Below are 21,651 nucleotides of genomic sequence, written 5' to 3'. Positions count from 1 at the left end.
AGAGGCGGCGTTTGCCAAGACCTCTCGCGCCCGTCGAACCCGGGGACTACGCTGCTTCCCCAGCCGGTGACCGCGGATGACGGGGGTGGCGCGTGGCCGACGGGATCACTCAGGTGCGGCTCGACGACGGCACGGTCGTCTGGGCGCGGATCAGCGAGCCGGACGAGCTGTGGGAGGACGGCCAGGGGTTCGAGGACTCCAGCGCGGCCGGAGCCGTGCGCCGGGTCGCCGACCTGGCGGGCGGGATGTCCGACGTGGTGCGCGGTGTCGTCGGATCGCTCCGCTCCGGCCTCGAGGCGGCCAGGCCCCAGGAGGTCGAGGTCGAGTTCGGCATAGAGCTCTCCGCGCAGGCAGGCAAGGTCATCAGCCTCCTCGCCGACGGCGAGGGCAAGGCCTCGATCAAGGTGAAGCTCAAGTGGACCGAGCCGGCGGAGCAGCCGGCTTGAGCCCCCTCCAAGGCGCCGTGAGCCGCTCCGTGGTGCGCATCTCCGCACCCGGAGGCGACTTCTGGGGCAGTGGCTTCTTCATCGCCCCGGGCTGGGTCCTGACCTGTGCCCACGTGGTGGGCAACGGAGGCCGCGGCGTCCTCGGCGGCGACACCGGCATCGGCGTCACCGACTGCCACGGGCGTACCACCGAGGGCCGGGTCGCCTGGGCGCTGCCGTACCCCGACGACCCCGACTCCCCGCCCCGCCACTGGCCGGTGCCCGACCTCGCCCTGGTGGAGGTCGCGGACGCCGGCGACGCGGAGTGCCTGTGGCTCGGCGACCGTTCGGTGGTCGTCCCCGCCGAGGTCAGCCTGCACGGCTGGTCCCGCGATCTCGGCGAGCTGTCCCTGCGCTACGGCACAGGGAGGACCGAGGGCGGGTACGGCGGGGGCAGCGCCGTGCTGCTGCGCGGCGAGATACCCCCCGGCTGTTCGGGCGGGCCCGTCGTCGACACCCTCCGGGGTGCGCTGATCGGGGTGGGCAAGGGCCGCGGCGAGGGCGGTACGGGCCTCGCGGTGCCCGTCACCGCGCTGCGCCGGATGGCCGACGACCTGCCCGGCCGCCACCGGCTGCACGCGATCGTCCGCGCCCACGACCGCCACCACCGGGCGCACGGCGGCTGGACGGACCTGCAGCGGGAGCTGCGTTCCCCCGACGGGGACTTCACGCCCGTCCTGCGCGCCCAACTCTTCGCCCTCCTGGCCGAGTTGCCGCCTCCCGGCACGCCCGGCGAGGTCATGGCCCTGGTCGACGAGGTCAAGCGGCGGCTCCTCCAGGGCCCGTACCAGCCGGGGGTCGAGCACGACCCGCGCAGCTGGCGCGAGGGCGTGGGCCTGCTCTACGACCTGCGGGCGGCCCACGTCGAGGTCCGGGACCTGGAGGCGGTGCTGTTGTACGCCGCGTGGGTCATGGCGTACGTCGGCCGGCCACGCCGGCCCGAGGGCACGCGGCCACTGAGCGAGCTGCGCACCTGGCTGGCCCTGCACGTCGGGCTGCTTCCCGGTGTCCTCCGCGATGAGATCGACGAGATCCTGGGCGGTGCCGGCGCGGAGGCCGCCGCGCCCCGCGCCCGCGCCGACGTGGTCGTCGAGATCGACACCCGGCTGTACGACCGCTACAGGTGGCGGGTCAAGCTGCTGTACGAGGACAACGACGTCCGTGCACTGTGCGGCGACGAGGAAGAGGGCGTGCCTCGCGCCGGGTTGCGCGAGGCCCTGCGCGAGCCGGTCGCCGAGGCGCTGCGGCAGGCCGATGTCGGCGACCATCTCGCGGCCGTCCAAGTGGTGCTGCCGCGCGAGCTGTTCGACGAGCCGCTGGATTCCTGGCGGCTCACCCCGCCCGGTGTCGAAGGGGAGTCCGGGCCGCACACCGTGCCGCTCGGTCAGCGCCGCATGGTGTACGTGCGCGACCGGCGCCGCCGTGACGAGCCCGCGATCCCGGAGTGGCACTGGCGCTGGACCGGCGCGGCCGAGGGCCCGATGACCGCCGTACCGCTGCGGGCCAAGGTGCTCAAGCAAGGGCACGAGGGTGACGGTGAGAGCTGGGACGCGGCATACGGCCGGCTGGCCAACGCGCCCGACGCCGCCGTTCCCGTCTTCTGCGGGCCGGTGGGGTGCGGAGCGGGTGCCACCGCGATGGACGCGGCGCTCGCGGCCGGGCACGGAGTGGTGATCTGGCGCCGGGGCGCGGCGGGGCACTCCGATTGCGCCGAATTCCACGAGAAAATCGAGAAGTTCGTGAGTTCCGTGCGCAAAGCCGGGGAACTTCACTGGCACATACGCAGCTTGCGCCGCCGCTGTGCCGACCCCGAGTCGTCGGACGAGGAGGTCCTGTGGGCACGGTCGATCGCCCTGCTGTACGACAGCCCGGACGGCGACGGCCCCGCCGAGCCGCTATATGCCCCGGGCACAAGGCCGTTGGGCGCGCCGTGACGGCGGATGTCAAGTACGTGACAGCGGCAGGCCGGAAGGGCTCGGCAGGCCGGTCGCGGGACGGTACCTTCGTGCGGGAGCCGCAATCGACAGACGGCAACGAGGAGTCCAGCGTGAACGATTGGCGGATCTACCGGGGAGCGGGCCTGCCGCACGACGGCATACGCCGACTGCCGCCGCCCCCGCCCTGGCGGGACTTCGCCGCGGCCGGGCCCGACGCGGGGGCCTCGGCCGATCCGAGCGCGGCCCGCAGGCTCGGGGTCAAACGGCGGCTGGTGGAGAACCACCACCCGCGCCCCGAGGAGGTGGAGGCCGTCAACGCAGCCCTCTATCTGCGCCGTCCGCTCCTCGTCACCGGCAACCCCGGCAGCGGCAAGTCCACGCTCGCCCACGCCGTCGCGTACGAGCTCGGCCTCGGCCGGGTGCTGCGCTGGCCCATCGTCAGCCGCTCCGCCCTGCGTGACGGGCTCTACCACTACGACGCCATCGCCCGGCTCCAGGACGTCCAGCTGGAGCGGGCGGGCGGCGCCGAGGCGCGGCACTCGATCGGCTCGTACATCCGGCTCGGACCGCTGGGCACCGCGCTGCTGCCCGCCGACCAGCCGCGCGTGCTGCTGGTCGACGAGCTCGACAAGAGCGACCTCGACCTGCCCAACGACCTCCTCAACGCCCTGGAGGAGGGCGAGTTCCAGCTGCCCGAGCTGGAGCGGATCGCCGACCTCGAACCCGAGGTGGAGGTCGGTACGGACGACGGCGGCCGGGCCCTGATCCGCGGCGGGCGGGTGCGCTGCACCGCCTTCCCGCTGATCGTGCTCACCTCCAACGGCGAACGGGACTTCCCCGCCGCCCTGTTGCGCCGCTGCATCCAGCTCGACCTCAAGCCGCCGGGCGAGGAACAGCTCACCGCTATGGTCCGGGCCCACCTGGGGGACGACGCGGTGACGGAGGGTGACGCGCTCATCCGGCGGTTCCTCGATCGGGAGCCCGGCGAGGTCATCGCCGCAGACCAACTCCTCAACGCCCTCTTTCTCACCCAGCACGCCCCGCGCACCGAACCCGTCACGCGTGAACGGCTCGCCGCCATGCTGATGCAACCGCTGGACCGCCCGAGGTGATGAGGCATGACGGGTGATGGGGTATGACGGCGCCGCCGCCCGAGCCGCCACTGGAGCAACTGATCGGCAGGCTGCGGGCCGTGACCCCGGAGATCACGGCCGAACAGATCGCCGACGCCTTGTGGCTCGCCCGGCGGATGACGCCTGCCCCTGCCCCTGTCCCGTCGCGGGACCCGGCAGCCGAGCCGTCGGCCCTCCCGCCGCGGGGCAGCCTGCCGGCCGCGCCGCCCGCGCCGGCTCCCGCACCGGTGCAACGCCGTGACGAGCGGACGGGCCCCGTCTCGCTCTACGCGGGCAGCCGCGCGGCGGAGGAACCGGCCGGGACCCCGGAGACGTTCACCGTCCGGGTGCCGACGGCCGCCTCCCTGCCGGGCCTGCTCGGCCTCCAGCGGGCGCTGCGCCCCCTGCGCGGCTACCGTTCGCTCGCCGCCCCGCTCCGGGGGCCGCTCGACGAGGAGGCCACCGCGGAGCTCGGCGCCCGGACCGGTGTGCTGAGGCCCGTCCACCGCCGGGGCGTACGGCAGGCCGCGACCATGCAGCTGCTGATGGACACCTCGTCGTCCATGGTCGTCTGGGAGCGGATGCTGGAGGAACTCCGGCAGGCCTGCGCACAGTTGGGCGTCTTCCATGATGTCCGGGTGCGCTATCTGCACCGCGCCCCGGACGGCACCCCGCTGATCGGCACCGCGCCGGGCCGGATACCGCGCCCCGCCGATCAGTTCCGCGACCCCACGGGCCGCCGTCTCACGCTGGTCGTCAGCGACTGCGTGGGACCCCTGTGGCAGGAGGGCGGGGCTCAGCGGCTGCTCCACCACTGGTCGAAGACCTCGCCCCTCGCCGTCGTCCAGCCGCTGCCGCCCCGGTTGTGGCCGCGCACCGCGCTGCCCGCCGAGACCGGCCTGCTCGTCCGCGACCCCGCGGCGGGCGGCAGACTGCATTTCGTCCCCGACGGCTTCCGCCCCCAACCGGGCGCGGGCGCGCTGCCGGTGCCCGTACTGCTGCCCTCCGCCGAGGCGCTCGGCGCCTGGGCCCGGCTGCTCGCCGGACCGGGCCGCACGGCCGTACGCGGCGTCGCGGGGCTGCTGCTGCCCGACCACCCGGCCCGCCCCGGCCCCGCGTCCGCCGACGGCGGCGGCCGCAGCGCCGACGAGCGGCTCCGGAGTTTCCGGGCCAGTGCCTCGCCCGGGGCGCTCCGGCTCGTCGTGCTCCTCGCCGCCGCGCCGTCGACGCTGCCGGTGATGCAGGTCGTCCAGCGGGCGATGCTGCCCGACACCGGGCCCATGGAACTGGCCGAAGTGCTGCTGAGCGGGCTGCTGTGGCGGCTGCCCGACCCGGCCGCCGCCGGTGCGGCGGCCGGGCCCTGGTACGAATTCGCCGACGGCGTGCGCGAATTGCTGCTCCAGTCGCTCGGCCGGAGCGAGGCCGCGCTCGTGCTCAAGCACTGCTCGGACTACGTCGAACGCCACTTCGGCAAGAGAGCCCGCAACTTCTCGGCGCTCGCCGTCGCCCAGCTCACCGACAGCCCCGCCGTGCGCACGGACCTCCCCGGCACGACGGAACCCGAACTCTTCGCCCAGGTGCCCGCCCGGGTCGTCCGTTGGTACCGGCGGCCGCCCGCCGGCGCCGGGCCGCTCGCCGAGGCCGAGGAACTGCTGCGGCTGTGGCACGTCCAGGCCGACCCCGCCCTGCTGCACCAGGCCCGCGCCCTCGCGGAAGAAGCCGTGGGGGAGGAAGGGGTGCGGGCCCGGATCGTCCTCGGCACGGCACTGCGGGCACTGGCCGGCACCGAGTCCGTACGCCACGACCCCACCGCACGGGGCGAGTTGCTGGACCTGGCCGTCACCGTCCTCGCCGAGGCCCACGGACACGCGGAGCCCGGCACCCCGCGGCATGTCGATGCGGGCCTCGAACTGGCCGCTGCGCGGCACGCGGCCTGGGAGGCCGACGGGGATCCCGCACAACTCCGCGAGGCCGAGCGCGTGTTGCGCGCCCTGCCGGGCGGCGTACGGCGTCATCTGCAGCTGGGCCGCGTCCTGCTCGCCCTCGCCGGGGCCGACCCGGGGCGTGCCGCCGAGGCTGCCGCCGAGGCCTCCGCCGAACTCCGTGCCGCCTGCGCCCTCCTGGAACCCGGCGACCCCCGCCTCGGCCCCGCCCTCCTGGACCTCGCCCGCTCCCTCCGCCTCACGGGCGACCCGGGCCCCGAGGCCCTCGACGCCCTCGCCCGTGCCGAACACGAGGCCACGGACGACCTCCGGCGCGTGGAGTGCCGCACCGAACTGGCCCGCGTCCACGCCGCCGTACCCGACTGGCCGCTCGCGGACGCCGCGTACGAGTCGGCGGTCTCCCTCATGGACCGCGACACCCTCGCCCGCGCGGAACTCCTCGCGGAGTGGGGTGAGTCGCTGCTGACGCGGGCGGAGGATGCCGCCGCGGCCGGCCCGGGCGAAGGCCGCTCGCGCTCCGGCCCCGACGCCGGGCCCGATCCCCACGGCGGCGACGCCCCGGGTGGGGACGCGGGGTCTGCCCTGCGGGCCGCGGACGACCACGGCGAACAGGCCACCCCCGCACGGGGGAACGGCGCCGAACCGGCCGCCCACGCGGCCGACCCGCAGCGGGCCGAGGCCGTACTGCGCGAAGCCTTCACCGTGGCGCCCGGAAGAGCACCGCTGCACTCGCGGCTCCAGCTCCTCCTCGGCCGCGCCCTCGTGCTGCGCTACGCGCAACTCCGCTTCCTGCCCGACCTCTACGAGAGCTGTCACCTGCTCGAGCAGGCCGCGCGCCGGTCGCCGGACGGTGCCGTACGGGCCGAGGCCTGGCTGGTGCTCGGCACCGCGCGGCTCACGCTGCGGGAGAACGCCGTGGGGATGCCGCTCACCGACGCCGCCGCGGCGTTCGCCGCCGCGGCCCGGGAGGCGCGCGAGCACGACGGGGGCGCACCGGGCTCGGTGACCGCCGCCCGCGCCTCGCACCGCTACGGCGAGGCCCTGGAACGGATGGGCCTGCCCCGGCAGGCGCTGAGCGCCTACCGCGCCGCCGCCCGCGAGTGGCGCGATCTGACGGCCAGGCTCGCGGAGGTGCCATGGGACGAGGTCGCGGCGACGCGGGAGAGCGTCGCGCGCCTTTCCGGATCCTGACCGGACCTCGACCGGACCTTGACCGAACGGGTTTCCGGATTACGGCGCATGGGAAGAACCGAGCAGCTGCGGGAGCCGCCTCATGGCGGACAGCGGCAGGGAGGAGAAGAGGGTGCCGAAGCACAACGCGGGCACGCCCGCGCTGCCCGACCTCACCGGCGTCGGCCTGCGCAGCCTGCGCGGGATGACCGACCCGGGCCTGGCGGCCGCCGTGGAGAGCGCGCTCCTGCGCCCGGGGGAGTTCGGGGAGACCTGGTACTCGAGCGGGGCCGAACAGCAGCCGCCGTCGCGGCCCCCCCAAGGCGGCTGAGGACGGGACGTGACCCGCGTGGACCCGGAGTGTCACCGATCGGTATTCGGACAGAATCCGACGGGTCGGCCCGTACCGTCCGCCGCCCTGGACCGCCTCGCCCGCACGCGGTCCACGCCCGACGACATCGCCCTGCTGCGCCGCGGACTGCACAGCAGACGGCTGGTGTTGTTCAAGTCGCTGCTCACCCGCGTGGAAAGGCAACCTGCTGCGCTCACCGGTGAACGGTTCGAGGAACACTGGCGGTTGCTCGAGCAGGCCGAGGCCCGCGACCCGTTCCGGACCCGCGAGGTCCTCGACTACCCGGCCGTCGGCAACTGGCTGGTCCTCGCCCTGTCCGCGCCCGAAGGGCCGCCGCTCGCCCGGCTCCTCGACCACTTCGGCGCCGTCGCCGTTGCCGCCGCGCTGCGCTCGGGCGCCTCCTTCACCGCCGAACTGGCCACCCCCGACGGGGTCCTGGCCCTGCCCGGCATCGGGCTCGTGGAGACCCGCGCCCCGCTGGTGCGGATCATCGCCCGCGCCCGTACGGCACACCTGACCGCCGAGGGCCACCGCACCGAAGCCGCCCTGCTGTTCACCGCGGGCCGCGTGGCCGGGGCCGGTACGGGCTGGCGCGGGCTGCGGAGACTGCCCGGCACCGGGGCCGTACTCGACGACCTCGACCCCTTCCGGGTCCCGCCCGGGGGCGTGGGCCGCGCCGCCCTGCCCGCCGCCGCCCGCACCCGGGCCGGCGGCGAGCCCTGGGGGCGGCGCTGGCGGGCCGCCCTCGCGCTGCTGCGCGCCGCCGACCCCGGACGGGCCGCCGAGACAACGGCCCTGCTGCGCTGCCTGGTACCGCTCGCGCACGCCCCCGGCACCAAGGTCAGCGCGACCTTCCGCGCGGCGCCCGGCGCGGTGCTGGCCACGCCGCCGAGGACGGCCGCCGACCTCGCCGAGGTGCTCGTCCACGAGACCCAGCACAGCAAGCTGTCGGTCCTGCACGACCTGCTCCCGCTGCACGACGCCGGCCCCGAGGCGGTCCACCGGGTGGCCTGGCGCAGGGACCCGCGCCCCTTCGCGGGGGTCCTCCAGGGCACGTACGCGCATCTGGCCCTCGCCGACTTCTGGCACCGCGCGGCCCTGCGGCAGACGCTGCCGCCCGGTGTCCGGCGGGACGCCCGCGAGCGGCGCGATTCATACCGCCAACAGGTCGCGGAAGCACTGCCCGTGCTGCTTGAATCCAATGAACTGACTCCCGAAGGACGGGAGTTCACCCTGGGCATGCGGCGCCTCCTGGCTGCACTGGGGCCGAGCGGCCGGATGTCCTTGACCGAGGGAAGCGCATGAACACGCAGCGGGTGCCGGGCGCCACCGGCGCACAGGACCGGGACGACGAGCACTGCCTCGTCGTCTTCGCCGGGTTCTACCGGGCCTGGGCCACCTGGATCGGGCACCGGCTGGAGAGCCACGGACAGCGGGTCACGCTGCTGCGCTGGGACCCGCCGCGCGAGGTGCCCCTGGAGCGCGCCCTGGGCGACCTGCTGCTCGCCAGGGGGCGCGTCCTGCTCGTACTGAGCGACTGGTTCTTCGAACTCGGGCCGCGCAACGAGGGGGAGTGGGCCGAGGCCCTGCGCGGCATCGTCGCCGCGAACGCCGACCGGTTCGCCGCCGTCAACCTCACCAACCGTGTCCTGCTGCCCGCCACGGCCGTCCTCGAACCGGTCGACCTGTGGGGCGTCGGCGCCCAGGAGGCCGAACGCAGGCTGCTGAGCCGCCTGGGACTGCCGGACCGCCCGCCCGTACGCACCCTGCCCGCCGGGCCCGGCACCCGCTACCCCAACGACCCTCCGGCGGTCTGGGGCAGCGACGTCCCCCGCCGCAACCGCCGCTTCACGGGCCGCGACGAACTCCTCAACCGGCTCCAGCAGCAGCTGACGGACGCCGATACGGGCACCGCCGTCTGCGCGCTGCTCGGCATGAGCGGCATCGGCAAGACGCAGATGGCCGCCGAGTACGCCCACCGTTTCTGCTCCGACTACGACGTCGTCTGGTGGGTCAACTCCGATACCCGCGGCACCCAGCGCGAGCGCCTCGGCGAACTGGCCCCCGAACTCGGCCTGGCCGTCGGCTCCGAGCCCGGCGAGCGCATCCGCGCCGTGCGCGAGGCGCTGCGCCGCAGCGAGCCCCACGGCCGCTGGCTGATCGTCTTCGACGGCTGGGACGACCTCGACGGCGCGGAGGAGCTGCTGCCCGCCGGCCCCGGGCACGTACTGATCACCTCGCGCAACCGCAGCTGGGACGAGGCGGGCGCGACCGTCCTGGACGTCCCGGGCTTCGACCGCACCGAGAGCACCGCCTACCTGCTGCGCCGCGCACCCCGGCTGTCCGCCGCGGAGGCCGACGAGGTCGCCGTCGAACTCGGCGACATCCCGCTGGCGCTCGTCCAGGCCGCGTCCTGGCTGGGCGAGTCGGACATGGAGGTCTCCGAGTACCTGCGCATGGTGCGCGACGGCGAGATGTCCGGGCTGCTGGCGGGCCAGGGCGGCTTCGACGGGGTGCCCCGCTCCTCCCTCACCTCCTGGTCGATACTGATCAACCGGCTGCGCGAGACCCAGCCCCACGCGGTCGAACTCCTCAACCTGTGCACCTCGTTCGCACCCGGCCGCATCCCTATCGGCCTGGTCCGGCTGCTGCCGCCCGAGCAACTGCCCGACCACCTCGGCTGGCTCGCCGCCGACCTGCCCGCCTGGACACGGGCCCTGGACACGCTCGTCAACTACTCGGTCTTCACCCGCCGCGACATCCGTATCTCGGCGGGCCAGGGCGGTGACACCGGCCCCGAGCAGGAGGCCGTGCACATGCACCGGCTGGTGCACGACATCGTCACCCGCCTCACCACGCCGCAGGACCGGCAGGCGCACCGCCGCATCGTCCGCCGGATGGTCGCCGCCGCCGACCCCGGCAACCCGCAGGACAGCAGACTCTGGCCGCGCTACGCCGAGTTGCTGCCGCAGCTCGAGCCCTCCGGCGCCCTCGGCAGCCACGACTACCGGGTGCAGGAGACGGTGCTCAACGTGCTGCGCTACTGCTACCACAGCGGCGAGTACGACATCGGCGCGGAACTCGGCGAGAAGATCCGCGAGAACTGGTCCGAGCTCTTCCCGCTCGAGCACCCGCGCATGCTCGAACTCACCACCCACCAGGGCAACATCCTGCGCCTGCGCGGGGCGTTCCGCGCCGCGTACGAGCTCGACCGGTCGACACTGGACCGGCTGCGCGCGCTCCCGGACGCCGACCCGGCCAGCACGATGACCGCCCTCGGCTGCCTCGCCGCCGACCAGCGCTACCTCGGCCAGTACGCCGAGGCCCTCGACAGGCAGTGGGAAGTCCTCGACTCCGCACGGCAGTTGCTCGGCCCGGACGACTACACGGCCCTCCTCGCCCAGCACAACCTCGGCGTGGGCCTGCGCCTGCTGGGCCGCTACGCCGACGCGTACGACCTCGACCTGAAGACCCTGCGCAAGCGGGAGAGCATGCTGCGCTCCCGCCACGCCGCCACCCTCGCCTCCGGCATCGCCTGCGCCCGCGACCTGCGGCTGCTCGGCCACTACGGCGACGCGCTGGCCCGCCAGGAACTGGGCGTACGCCTCCACCTCCAAGTCCTCGGCCCCCAGCACCCCCAGACCCTGCGCGCCCGCCACAACCTCCTGCTGTGCGAGCGCCGGGCCGGCTCCCACCAGGACGTCGGCAGCGCCATGGTGAGCCTGCTGGAGCAGATGGAGCAGGTGCACGGGCGCGACCACTACGCCACCGTCGGGCTGGTCGTCGACTACGGCAACTACGCGCGCGAGCACGGCGATCTGCGGCAGGCCCGCGACCTGATCGCGGAAGGCGAGAACGCCTTCCGGTCGTTGCTGGGGCCCGCCCACCCCATCAGCACCGGCATGCTCTCCAACACCGGCCTCGTCCTCCAGGCCGCCGGCGAACGCGCCGAGGCCCTCGCCGTGTTCGAGGCCTCGTACGCCGGCCTGGCCGCCACGCTCGGTGCCGACCACCCCTGGGTACTGGGCTGCGCCCTCAACGCCGCGGCGGGCCGCAACTTCACGGGGCTCCTGGACAGCGCGACGGAACTGAGCCGGGACACCCTGTCCCGGGCCCGCCGTGCCCTGGGCCAGGACCACCCCTTCACCCTCTCCTGCGAGATCGCCCTGGCGGCGGACCTGCGGGCGCTGCGCGAGCACGAGGAGGCGGGCAAGGTCGAGGAGGACGCCCTCCAGCGCCTCGCCCGCACGCTGGGTGCGCAGCACCCGCATGCGATGTCGGCGCGCCAACGGGTACGGCCGTACTGGGACTTCGAGCCGTATCTGGGGTAGGGGGTGGAGGGTGCCCCGGTCCCGCCCTTTCACCGTTTCCTGGGGCTGCGCCCCAGACCCCCTTTGTCGCGGCTTCGCCGCTCGGCCTCAAACGCCGGCCGGGCTTGATAGTGCCGGGCCGGGCGAAAATCCAGCCCGTCCGGCGTTTGAGGACAACCGCGCGGAGCGCGGTTTCGGGACCGGGGCACACGAAAAGGCCCGCACCACCGAAGTGGTGCGGGCCCCTTCACACGCCCGGCCGGAAGGCCTTACGCGTCGAAGACCTCGGCGACCAGAGCCGCCTGCTCCGCCTGGTGCCGCTTCGCGGAGCCGACCGCCGGGGAGGAGGAGTGCGGGCGGGAGATCCGCCGCAGCCGCTCCGAGGCGGGGACATCCGCGCCGACCGCCAGGTCCAGGTGGTCGATCAGGTTGAGCGCGATGAACGGCCACGCACCCTGGTTCGCCGGCTCCTCCTGCGCCCAGAGGTACTTCTCGGCGTTCGGGAACTTGGCGATCTCCGCCTGGACCTCCGCACCCGGCAGCGGGTACAGACGCTCGAGGCGGATGAGGGCGGTGTCGTTCGCACCGCGCTTGTCCCGCTCGGCGGCCAGGTCGTAGTAGACCTTGCCGGAGCAGAAGACGACCTTGCGGACGTCGGCCGGGTTGACGGTCTCGTCACCGATGACGGGACGGAAGCCGCCCGAGGTGAACTCCTCCACCTTCGACGCCGCGGCCTTCAGACGCAGCATCGACTTCGGCGTGAAGACGATCAGCGGCTTGTGGTGCGGGTTGTGGACCTGCCAGCGCAGCAGGTGGAAGTAGTTCGACGGCAGCGTCGGCATGGCGACCGTCATGTTGTTCTGCGCGCACAGCTGCATGAAGCGCTCGATGCGGGCCGAGGAGTGGTCCGGGCCCTGGCCCTCGTAGCCGTGCGGCAGCAGCAGGGTGACGCCGGAGGTCTGGCCCCACTTCTGTTCCGAGGAGGAGATGAACTCGTCCGTGATGCTCTGGGCACCGTTGACGAAGTCACCGAACTGCGCCTCCCACAGCACCAGCGCGTCCGGGCGGGCCAGCGAGTAGCCGTACTCGAAGCCCATCGCCGCGTACTCGCTGAGCAGCGAGTCGTAGACGTTGTAGCGCGCCTGGTCCTCGGAGAGGTACATCAGCGGGGTGTAGTCCTCGCCGGTCTGCCGGTCGACGAGCACCGCGTGCCGCTGGCCGAAGGTGCCGCGGCGGGAGTCCTGGCCCGCCAGGCGGACCGGGGTGCCCTCCATCAGCAGCGAGCCGAAGGCGAGGGTCTCGCCCATGCCCCAGTCGATCGTGCCGTCCTCGATGCTCGCCGCGCGGCGCTGCAGCTGCGGCAGCAGACGCGGGTGCACGGTGACGTGCTCGGGGGTGTTGACCTGGGACTCGGCGATCCGCTTGACGACCTCCTGGGAGATCGCGGTCTGCACCGGCACCGGGAACTCGGCCTGCGGTGCGGGCACCTGGGCCGGAACCTCGGCCGTGTCGGCCTCACGGACCTCGATGAAGACCTTCTCGAGCTGGCCCTGGTAGTCCTGCAGCGCCTGCTCGGCCTCTTCCAGCGTGATGTCGCCGCGACCGATGAGGGACTCGGTGTAGAGCTTGCGCACCGAGCGCTTCTTGTCGATCAGGTCGTACATCAGCGGCTGGGTGAAGCCCGGGTTGTCGGACTCGTTGTGGCCGCGACGGCGGTAGCAGATCAGGTCGATGACGACGTCCTTGTTGAACGCCTGGCGGAACTCGAAGGCCAGACGGGCAACGCGGACGACCGCCTCCGGGTCGTCACCGTTCACATGGAAGATCGGCGCCTCGATCATCCGCGCGACGTCGGTGCAGTACATCGACGAGCGCGAGGACTCCGGCGGCGCGGTGAAGCCGACCTGGTTGTTGATGACGATGTGCACGGTGCCGCCGGTGCGGTAGCCGCGCAGCTGCGACATGTTGAGGGTCTCGGCCACGACGCCCTGGCCCGCGAAGGCCGCGTCGCCGTGCAGCTGGATCGGCAGGACGGTGAAGTCCGTGCCGGCCTTGCCGATGATGTCCTGCTTGGCGCGGGCGATGCCCTCGACGACCGGGTCGACCGTCTCCAGGTGGGACGGGTTGGCGGCCAGCGAGACCTTGATCTGCTCGCCGTCCAGGCCGGTGAAGGTGCCGTTCGCGCCCAGGTGGTACTTCACGTCGCCGGAGCCGTGCATCGACTTCGGGTCGAGGTTGCCCTCGAACTCGCGGAAGATTTGCGCGTAGGACTTGCCGACGATGTTGGCCAGCACGTTCAGACGGCCACGGTGGGCCATGCCGATGACGGCCTCGTCCAGACGGGACTCGGCGGCCGCGTCCAGCACCGCGTCCAGCAGCGGGATGACGGACTCGCCGCCCTCCAGCGAGAAGCGCTTCTGGCCGACGTACTTGGTCTGCAGGAACGTCTCGAACGCCTCGGCGGCGTTGAGGCGGCGCAGGATCCGCAGCTGCTCCTCGCGCTCCGGCTTGGAGTGCGGGCGCTCGACGCGGTCCTGGATCCACTTGCGCTGCTTGGGGTCCTGGATGTGCATGAACTCGATGCCGGTGGTGCGGCAGTACGAGTCGCGCAGCACGCCGAGGATGTCGCGCAGCTTCATCAGCGACTTGCCGGCGAAGCCGCCGACCGCGAAGTCACGCTCCAGGTCCCACAGGGTGAGGCCGTGCTCGGTGATGTCGAGGTCGGGGTGCTTGCGCTGGCGGTACTCCAGCGGGTCGGTGTCGGCCATGACGTGGCCGCGGACCCGGTAGGAGTGGATCAGCTCGAAGACGCGGGCGGCCTTGGTGACGTCGTCGTCGTGCGAGGCGTCGATGTCCCTGAGCCAGCGGACCGGCTCGTAGGGGATGCGCAGGGCCTCGAAGATCTCGTCGTAGAAGCCGTTCTCGCCCAGCAGCAGCTGGTGCATGATGCGCAGGAACTCGCCGGAGGCGGCGCCCTGGATCACCCGGTGGTCATACGTCGAGGTCAGGGTCATGACCTTCGAGATGCCCATCTTGTTCAGGGTGTCCTGGGAGGTGCCCTGGAACTCGGCGGGGTAGTCCATCGCGCCGACGCCGAGGATGAGGCCCTGGCCGGGCATCAGGCGCGGCACGGAGTGCACGGTGCCGATGCCGCCGGGGTTGGTCAGCGAGGCGGTGACGCCGGTGAAGTCGTCCATCGTCAGCTTGCCCACGCGGGCGCGCTTGACGATGTCCTCGTAGGCCTGCCAGAACTCGAAGAAGTTGAGGGTCTCGGCCTTCTTGATGGCCGCGACCACGAGCTGGCGGTCGCCGTTCGGCTTCACCAGGTCGATCGCCAGGCCCAGGTTGACGTGCGCGGGCTTGACGAGGGTCGGCTTGCCGTCCTTCTCCGTGAAGGAGTGGTTCATCGACGGCATCAGCTTCAGCGCCTGCACCATGGCGTAGCCGATGAGGTGCGTGAAGGAGACCTTGCCGCCGCGGGCGCGCTTGAGGTGGTTGTTGATGACGATGCGCTGGTCGAACAGCAGCTTCACCGGGACCGCGCGGACCGAGGTGGCCGTCGGCAGCTCCAGGGAGGCGTTCATGTTCTTGGCGACCGCGGCGGACGGACCGCGCAGCGTCACGAACTCCGGGCCTTCGGGGGCCTCGGCCGCCGGCGCGGCGGCGGGCTTCGGCCTCGCGGCCGGGGTGACGGGCTTCGCGGGCGCCGGAGCGGCCGCGGCCGGCTTCGCCTGCGGCGCGGCGGGCGCCCGGGGCGGGGCGGGCGGCGCCGGGGGAGCGGCGGGGGCCGGGGCGGCGACGGGCGCCGGAGCCGCGGCGGGGGGCGCTACGGCTGCCGGTGCCGCTGCGGCCTGCGGCGGATTGGCGCCCGGCTTGTAGTCGGCGAAGAAGTCCCACCAGGCTCGGTCGACCGAGTTCGGGTCCTGGAGGTACTGCTGGTAGATCTCGTCGACGAGCCACTCATTGGGACCGAAAACGTCGGCAGGGGTCTTCCCCTGCCTGGTTTGGTCGGTCGAGATGCTCGATGAGTTCGGGGACTGTGGCGACACGGCGGCAACCGCCCTCTTCCGCTTACCTAAGGTGGTGGACAGCGGGAATAAAGGCTACGCCTGTCAGGTGCTCTCATGCAGGTCGCCGGGGCCAGTCGTCGCGCAAGTCACACTCGCTCCGTGGTTTCGGGGCATGCGAGGGCGGGAAACACACCGGGTTTACCTTGTCCCGTGCGTTTCCGGGTGCGCGGAAACACGCCCCGCATTCGGAGGAATGCGTGCGTCCGCCAACGACCCTACGTCAACTTCTGGTAACGGACCCCTGCCCCGGAAGAGTGACCCGGATACGGCAGCCCCGCGGGGATTCGGCCACCCCGATGCTCCCGCCGTGCAGACCGACCGCCCAGCGGGCGATCGCCAGGCCCAGGCCCGTACCGCCGTCGCTGCCCGGCCCCTGCTGTCCCGCCGAGCCCCGGTTGAAGCGCTCGAAGACCCGGTGCCGCTCGGACTCGGGGATGCCGGGCCCCTCGTCCAGCACCTCCAGCGCCAGCGACTGGGGGCCCTCGCCCCGGCGCGCGCGGATGGTGACCCGGCCGTGCGGGGGGCTGTGCCGGACGGCGTTCTCCACCAGATTCGCCACGACCTGGTGCAGCCGCTCCGCGTCCGCGTGCGCGGTCAGCTCCGGCGGCGAGACGTCCAGATGCAGATGGACGTCCTTGCGGACACGCGGCGAGCTGCTGGTGTCGCGGGCGATGCTCGTCTCCTTGAGCACCCCGGCCAGGTACGGCCACACCTCGAAGCGCCGCGCGCGCAGCGTCACCACGCCGTTGTCCAGCCGGGACAGGTCGAGCAACTGCTCCACCAGCCGCCCCAGCCGTTCCGTCTGCCGGAGCGCGGTGCGCATGGTCTCCGGGTCGGCGGCCGAGACCCCGTCCACCACGTTCTCCAGCACGGCCCGCAGCCCCGCGATGGGGGTGCGCAGCTCGTGCGAGACATTGGCGACCAGCTCCTTGCGGTGGGTGTCCACCGCCTCCAGGTCCGCCGCCATCCGGTTGAAGGCGTCGGCCAGGGCACCGAACTCGTCCCGCCGCCCGGCGCTCACCCGCCGGGTGTAGTCGCCGTGCGCCATGGTCCGGGTGACCTCGGTCATCTCGTCCAGCGGCGCGGTCAGGCCGTGCGCGACGAACTGGGTGATCAGCAGCGAGGCGATGATCGAGAAGACCGTGATCACCCGTAAACCGGTCGCCGAGTGCATCGCCACGAAGACCAGGAACGTCGTGATGACCACCGAGCCGATCACCAGCGCGCCCAGCGCGGCCTTCACCGACCGGTAGGGGTCCAGGGGGCGCAGCGCCTCCCAGACCCTGCTCCACAGGCCCGCCGCGCGTGCGTCGTTCACGTGGTCGGCGTCTCCAGCGCGTATCCCACCCCGTGCACCGTACGGATCCGCTCCGCCCCGATCTTGCGCCGCAGCGCCTTGATGTGGCTGTCCACGGTCCGGGTGCCGGAGGCGTCCGCCCAGTCCCACACCTCCGCGAGCAGCTGCTCGCGGGAGAGGACGGCGCGCGGGGTGTTGGCCAGGCAGACGAGCAGGTCGAACTCGGTCGGGGTCAGGTGCACGTCCCCGCCGCGCACCCGCACCCGCCGCTGGGCGTGGTCGATCTCCAGCTCGCCCAGGCGCAGGATGCCGCTGCGCGGCGTATGGGCGGCCAGCGTCGCCCGTTCCACCCGGCGCAGCAGCACGTGCACCCGCGCGGCCAGCTCGCGCATGGAGAACGGTTTGGTCATGTAGTCGTCCGCGCCGACGCCCAGCCCGACCAGCATGTCGGTCTCGTCGTCCCGCGCGGTCAGCATCAGCACCGGCACCGGCCGCTGTGCCTGCACCCGGCGGCATACCTCGAGGCCGTCGTAGCCCGGCAGCATCACGTCCAGTACCAGCAGGTCCGGCTGCCATGCCTCGTTCGTGTCGACCGCCGCGGGCCCGTCGCCCGCGGTCCGTACCTGAAAACCCTCGGCCCGCAACCGTGCCGCGATGGCCTCGGCGATGGTCCGGTCGTCCTCGACGATCAGTACCCGCCGCTGTGCTCCGGCAGAGGCCGTCGCGCCACTTGGGCCGATGTGTGTCTGCTCCATGCGCCCGCCCCCAGCGTCTTTCCATGCCGTGATCGCTGCCAGCCCTCCGGCCGGTGGCAAGCAGGGTACGGGCAGGTGGAGGGGCACGGCTACGCGGCGCGGACCGCGAGGTGGACGACGTCCGGGACGCCTCGGGCAACGGCGATCTCTTCGGTGGTTACCCCGGCGAACCCGGCATTCCGGAGGGCGTTCTCGAACTCCGGGGACGGCTGCGCGGACCACACGGCGAGCACTCCGCCGGGCGTGAGCCGCTCCCGGCACGCCGCCAGTCCGGCGGGGGAGTACAGGCCCTCGTTGTCCTCGGTGACGGTCCAGCCGGGGCCGTTGTCGATGTCGAGGCAGAGCGCGTCGTGGCGCTCGGGCGCGGTACGGACGTACGCGACCAGGTCCGCGGGCACGACCTCGGTACGCGGATCGGCCAGCGCCTCCCCGGAGATCGCGGCGAGCGGGCCCGCCCGGTGCCAGTCGACGACCGCCTGCTCGCGCTCGACCACCGTGATCCGCCCCCACCGGGGCTCCGCCGCGGCCCGCGCCAGCGAGAAGCCCACGCCCAGGCCGCCGATCAGCACGGACGGCTCCCGGCGCCCCGGCGGCAGCGCGGCGAGCGCGGCGTCGACCAGCAGCCGCTCGGAGCGGCCGTCCGAAGTGTCCATCAGGAAGCAGCCGTTGGCGATGATCTCGTAGCGGTCACCGCGCTGTCTGAGGACCACCTCTCCGTGGGGACCGTGACGGCGGTCCAGGGTGACGGGATCGTGCGGAATGGTCATGCAGGCCTCCGGAGATCATTGATGTTCGACGGACGCACCTGAAGGTTAAGAGGTTGACAAGGGTGGCCCGAGTCACGGCAAGAAGGTGATTCACCGGGGGCCCGTGCCCCGTAATCTTCGTAGTGCGCGGCCCTTCCGGCCGGTCCGCACCGAGAAATCCCGGCGGAAGGGGTTGCCCGAGTGACCGCGGTTGACCCCGCCCCCGGCCGCCGGTGGCTGCGCAGCCTGTGGCGACTGGTCCCCACCCCCAGGGCGACCCCCTTCACCTTCTGCTACGGCCTGGTGCTGCTGGCCACCGCCGGCTACGCCGAGTTCGGCGACGAGGCCACCGTCAACCAGCTGCTGCGCGACTCCAGTACGGACGCCGCGCACCTCGCCGACCGTCCGCTCGTCGTCCTCGTCGCCAGCGCGCTGTGGATAGCCGGCGGGCTCTTCTCCTTCTACGGCCTCGCGTTCGCCCCCGTCCTCGGGGCACTCGAGCGCCGCGTCGGCGGGGTGCGCACCGCCGCGGTCTTCCTCTTCGGCCATGTACTGGCCACCCTGGCCACCGAACTGCCGGTCGCGGGCGCGGTCGCGGCGGGCGGCCTCCCGGTGGCCTCCCTCCACCGCCTCGACTACGGCATCAGCTTCGGCTTCATGGCCTGCCTGGGCACGCTCGCGGGGCTGCTCCCGCGTGTGTGGAAGTGGGGCGTGCTGGGCGCCGCCGGGCTGATGTGCGCCCAGGATCTCGTCGAGTTCGCGGATCCGCTGGCCAGTTGGGGGCATCCGATCGCGCTGCTGACGGGCATCGCGTGCCAGGTGCTCGTCCGGGACCGGGTACGGCCGGTCGCGGTTCCGGCTCATACGGAGCCGGAGCCCGAGCCGGAGCCCGTTCCCGGGGAGGACGCGGTGGTGACGGCACTCACGCCGCGCCCCCGCCCCGACGAGCCCCGCTCTCGCGCGGGGTAGGCCGCCTGGTGGCCTTGGGGGGTGACTGCCCCGGTCCCGCCCTCTCGCCGTCTCCTGGGGCTGCGCCCCAGACCCCGCTGTCGCGGCTCCGCCGCTCGTCCTCAATCGCCGGACAGGCTTGATAGTGCCGGGCCAGGCTGGATGGTGCGGCTCGCACGCCGCGTGGTCCGCGCCGCGCTGGATTTCGCGCTTGCGTTGAAATCCCAGCGCTGGGCGCGAAAATCCAGCCCGGCCCAGTACCTTTCCAGCCTGTCCCGGTACCTTCCGGCGCGGCCCGGCGCTATTCAGCCCGTCCGGCGTTTGAGGACCAACGCGGCGAAGCCGCGTTGCGGGGGCCAGGGGGCTTCGCCCCCGGACACTGCGCGTCAGCGCGGTTCGGGGCCCGGGGCGGAGCCCCGGAGGAGACGGTGAGAGGGCGGGGCAGGGGCGAACTCGACGGCCAGGGCAGCCCAGCCGGTGGAGGCGAGGGCGCTCAGGCCGCTCCCCCGTCCCGGACGAACTCGATCAGACGCGCCCAGCTGTCGCGGCCGTGGCCGGCCTCGGTCCCGCGCCGGACGAGGCCCGCGAAGACCTCCGGCAGACCAGTGGTCACCCCGCGCGCCGAGCTGGCATGGACCAGGTGCCCGATGGCCGCGAGGTGGACGTCCAGGGAGGCGTCGTCGCCCGGGTACTCGCCCGAATCCACCTGTGGGGCATAGGTGTTCATGAAGAAGCCGACGGCCTGCATCCACCGGCTCGCGACCTCGGTGAAGGCCACCGCCTCGCCCCGGCCGCCGGCCAGTGCCGTCCCGTGCAGCCAGCCGGTCAGGGTGGACCACATCAGGCCGAGCAGCGCGGTGTCGTACAGCGAGGCCAGCGCGGTGTCGGTGCCCAGGTGCAGCGGGTCGCCCAGAGCGGCGAGCGTGTCGCGGTGGGCGTCGAAGGCGTCACGCGCACCGCTGTAGAGCAGCATGAAGTCGGGGTTCCCGACGCCGGGCGGGGTGGTCATGATCGCACCGTCGAGGTAGCCCGCGCCGTGCCGCTCCGCCCAGGCCGCCATCGCACGCGCCTCCTCCGGCGAGCCGGAGGTGAGGTTGACGAGCGTACGGCCCGTCAGACGGCCGGCCTGCGGGTCGAGGACCTCGTGCACGGTCTCGTACGTCGCCAGGCAGACCACCACGAGCGGGCTCGCGGCCACCGCGTCGGCGGCTGTCGCCACGGGCACCGCGCCCTTCGTGGCCAGGGCGTCCGCCTTGCCGGGTGTCCGGTTCCATACGGTCGTGCGGTGACCGGCGTCCAGCAGCGCACCGGCGAGGGCACTGCCCATCGAACCCAGGCCGAGAACGGTCACATCCATCGGAAGCTCCTTGCGTGGTAAGGCGGTTGATCAAGCAAGATCAACGGTCGCAGGGCGCCTCCGCCGGAAACAGTGGCAGGACTGACCGCCTTCGCAAAATTCCTGCCACTAGGGTGGTGATCATGAGCGCTGGATCCGTGGCCGTGGCCGTGATCGACGACGACGTCCCCTTCTGGGACCTGTACGAACTGGGCGTGGTCTGCACGGTGTTCGGCATCCCGCACCCCGACCTGGCCGACCCCTGGTACGACCTGCGCCTGTGCGCCGCCGGGCCGGCACCGCGGGAGCCCGCACCCTTCGGCTTCACCCTGCACACCCCGTACGGCCTGGACGCGCTCGCGGAGGCGGACACCGTGATCGTCCCGTCCGTGCCCGAGGCGTGCATCGACGGTGAACGCGAGCTGCCCGGCGAGCTCCTCGCGGCACTGCGCGAGGCCGCCGCCCGCGGCGCCCGTATGGTCTCGCTGTGCGCCGGGGCCTTCGCGCTCGCCGCCGCGGGCATCCTCGACGGCCGCCGGGCCACCGCGCACTGGATGCACACCGAGGCCCTGGCCCGCCGTCACCCGGAGGTCGAGGTCGACGACTCGGTGCTGTACGTCGACGACGGCTCCGTGCTCACCAGCGCCGGGGTCACCGCGGGCCTCGACCTGTGCCTCCACCTCGTCCGCCGGGACCTGGGCGCGACTGTCGCCAACCAGCTCGCCCGGCGCCTCGTCGTGCCTGCGCACCGGCCCGGCGGCCAGGCCCAGTTCGTCGACGTCTCCGTCCCGGCGGCGGACGACGACGGCCTGGCGCCCGTGCTCCAGTGGGCCACCGAGCGCCTCGATGCGCCGCTGACCGTCGACGAGCTGGCCGCCCGCGCCGGGATGAGCCCGCGCACCTTCTTCCGCAGGCTCCAGGCCGCCACCGGGACCACGCCCCTCCAGTGGCTGCTCGCCCAGCGCCTGGCCCGCGCCCAGTCCCTGCTGGAGTCGACCCGGCTCTCCGTCGAGCGGGTCGGGCAGCTCAGCGGCCTGGGCACGGCGGCCAACCTGCGCCGCCACTTCACGCTGCACTTCGGCGTCACCCCGACGGACTACCGCCGTTCCTTCCCGGCCGCGCGAGGCGCCCATGGTGATCGCTCACAGCGAACACGGCGCCGGGAACATTCGCACCCTCCCAAGCATTGA

14 protein-coding genes are annotated in these 21,651 nt (G+C 73.2%); 9 read left to right on the top strand and 5 right to left on the bottom strand.

What is annotated here, in order from left to right; translation table 11 throughout:
* Nucleotides 1–92: 92 nt before the first annotated feature.
* From ACV530_RS08690 to fxsT, 7 genes are all read left to right on the top strand, one after another.
* Entirely contained in the window at nt 93–446 is a 354-nt protein-coding gene (locus ACV530_RS08690) for a CU044_2847 family protein (RefSeq protein WP_494331704.1), read from the top strand.
* Entirely contained in the window at nt 443–2,419 is a 1,977-nt protein-coding gene (locus tag ACV530_RS08685) for a VMAP-C domain-containing protein (RefSeq protein ID WP_494331703.1), read from the top strand. Before ACV530_RS08690 ends, ACV530_RS08685 begins: the two co-directional genes overlap by 4 nt.
* 113 nt (nt 2,420–2,532) lie before the next feature.
* Complete coding sequence (locus ACV530_RS08680; protein ID WP_494331702.1) at nt 2,533–3,534, top strand: AAA family ATPase; 1,002 nt, start codon at nt 2,533–2,535, stop codon at nt 3,532–3,534.
* A gap of 23 nt (nt 3,535–3,557) precedes the next feature.
* A complete protein-coding gene (locus ACV530_RS08675; protein ID WP_494331701.1) occupies nt 3,558–6,668 on the top strand; it encodes an SAV_2336 N-terminal domain-related protein in 3,111 nt (1,036 codons plus the stop codon).
* An 82-nt stretch (nt 6,669–6,750) separates the two neighbouring features.
* Nucleotides 6,751–6,978, top strand: a complete 228-nt coding sequence (locus ACV530_RS08670; RefSeq protein ID WP_494331700.1) for a hypothetical protein — start codon at nt 6,751–6,753, stop codon at nt 6,976–6,978.
* 9 nt (nt 6,979–6,987) lie between these two features.
* The gene (locus ACV530_RS08665; protein WP_494331699.1) at nt 6,988–8,304 is read left to right on the top strand and encodes an aKG-HExxH-type peptide beta-hydroxylase; all 1,317 of its coding nucleotides are present in this window, start codon (nt 6,988–6,990) and stop codon (nt 8,302–8,304) included.
* Nucleotides 8,301–11,330: an FxSxx-COOH system tetratricopeptide repeat protein gene (gene fxsT, locus ACV530_RS08660; RefSeq protein ID WP_494331698.1), complete on the top strand. Its 3,030-nt coding sequence runs from the start codon at nt 8,301–8,303 to the stop codon at nt 11,328–11,330. The genes ACV530_RS08665 and fxsT overlap by 4 nt, the downstream gene beginning before the upstream one ends.
* A gap of 248 nt (nt 11,331–11,578) precedes the next feature.
* Here fxsT and ACV530_RS08655 read toward each other — a convergent pair whose 3' ends face one another.
* The 4 genes from ACV530_RS08655 to ACV530_RS08640 all read right to left on the bottom strand — a co-directional run bounded on the left by ACV530_RS08655 (nt 11,579) and on the right by ACV530_RS08640 (nt 18,198).
* A complete protein-coding gene (locus ACV530_RS08655) occupies nt 11,579–15,358 on the bottom strand; it encodes a multifunctional oxoglutarate decarboxylase/oxoglutarate dehydrogenase thiamine pyrophosphate-binding subunit/dihydrolipoyllysine-residue succinyltransferase subunit (RefSeq protein WP_494331697.1) in 3,780 nt (1,259 codons plus the stop codon).
* Between the two features lie 241 nt (nt 15,359–15,599).
* Nucleotides 15,600–16,697, bottom strand: a complete 1,098-nt coding sequence (locus ACV530_RS08650; protein ID WP_494331696.1) for a HAMP domain-containing sensor histidine kinase — start codon at nt 16,695–16,697, stop codon at nt 15,600–15,602.
* Entirely contained in the window at nt 16,694–17,431 is a 738-nt protein-coding gene (locus ACV530_RS08645; RefSeq protein WP_494331695.1) for a response regulator transcription factor, read from the bottom strand. The genes ACV530_RS08650 and ACV530_RS08645 overlap by 4 nt, the downstream gene beginning before the upstream one ends.
* Before the next feature lie 89 nt (nt 17,432–17,520).
* Nucleotides 17,521–18,198 (bottom strand): spermidine synthase family protein, encoded by a 678-nt coding sequence (locus ACV530_RS08640; protein WP_494331694.1) that lies wholly within the window; start codon nt 18,196–18,198, stop codon nt 17,521–17,523.
* 180 nt (nt 18,199–18,378) lie between these two features.
* Between ACV530_RS08640 and ACV530_RS08635 the strand changes: the two genes are divergently transcribed.
* Nucleotides 18,379–19,146 carry a rhomboid-like protein gene (locus ACV530_RS08635; RefSeq protein WP_494331693.1) on the top strand — a complete coding sequence of 256 codons (768 nt, stop codon included), beginning with the start codon at nt 18,379–18,381 and terminating at the stop codon, nt 19,144–19,146.
* 472 nt (nt 19,147–19,618) lie between these two features.
* Here the strand turns inward: ACV530_RS08635 and ACV530_RS08630 are convergent, their stop codons facing one another.
* Nucleotides 19,619–20,482, bottom strand: a complete 864-nt coding sequence (locus tag ACV530_RS08630) for an NAD(P)-dependent oxidoreductase (RefSeq protein WP_494331692.1) — start codon at nt 20,480–20,482, stop codon at nt 19,619–19,621.
* Nucleotides 20,483–20,619: 137 nt separating this feature from the next.
* Between ACV530_RS08630 and ACV530_RS08625 the strand changes: the two genes are divergently transcribed.
* A complete protein-coding gene (locus tag ACV530_RS08625; RefSeq protein ID WP_494331790.1) occupies nt 20,620–21,651 on the top strand; it encodes a helix-turn-helix domain-containing protein in 1,032 nt (343 codons plus the stop codon).

The sequence above is a fragment of the Streptomyces sp. SX-6 genome, assembly GCF_059089585.1.
The sequence above is the reverse complement of the archived record's forward strand: the minus strand, read 5'-3'. Positions and strand labels throughout refer to the sequence as shown.

Excerpts from the sequence above, each read along its gene's own strand:
- ACV530_RS08645 (WP_494331695.1), bottom strand. The coding sequence starts at position 17,431 with ATGGAGCAGACACACATCGGCCCAAGTGGCGCGACGGCCTCTGCCGGA.
- ACV530_RS08675 (WP_494331701.1), top strand. The coding sequence starts at position 3,558 with ATGACGGCGCCGCCGCCCGAGCCGCCACTGGAGCAACTGATCGGCAGG.
- fxsT (WP_494331698.1), top strand. The coding sequence starts at position 8,301 with ATGAACACGCAGCGGGTGCCGGGCGCCACCGGCGCACAGGACCGGGAC.
- ACV530_RS08640 (WP_494331694.1), bottom strand. The coding sequence starts at position 18,198 with ATGACCATTCCGCACGATCCCGTCACCCTGGACCGCCGTCACGGTCCC.
- ACV530_RS08630 (WP_494331692.1), bottom strand. The coding sequence starts at position 20,482 with ATGGATGTGACCGTTCTCGGCCTGGGTTCGATGGGCAGTGCCCTCGCC.
- ACV530_RS08670 (WP_494331700.1), top strand. The coding sequence starts at position 6,751 with ATGGCGGACAGCGGCAGGGAGGAGAAGAGGGTGCCGAAGCACAACGCG.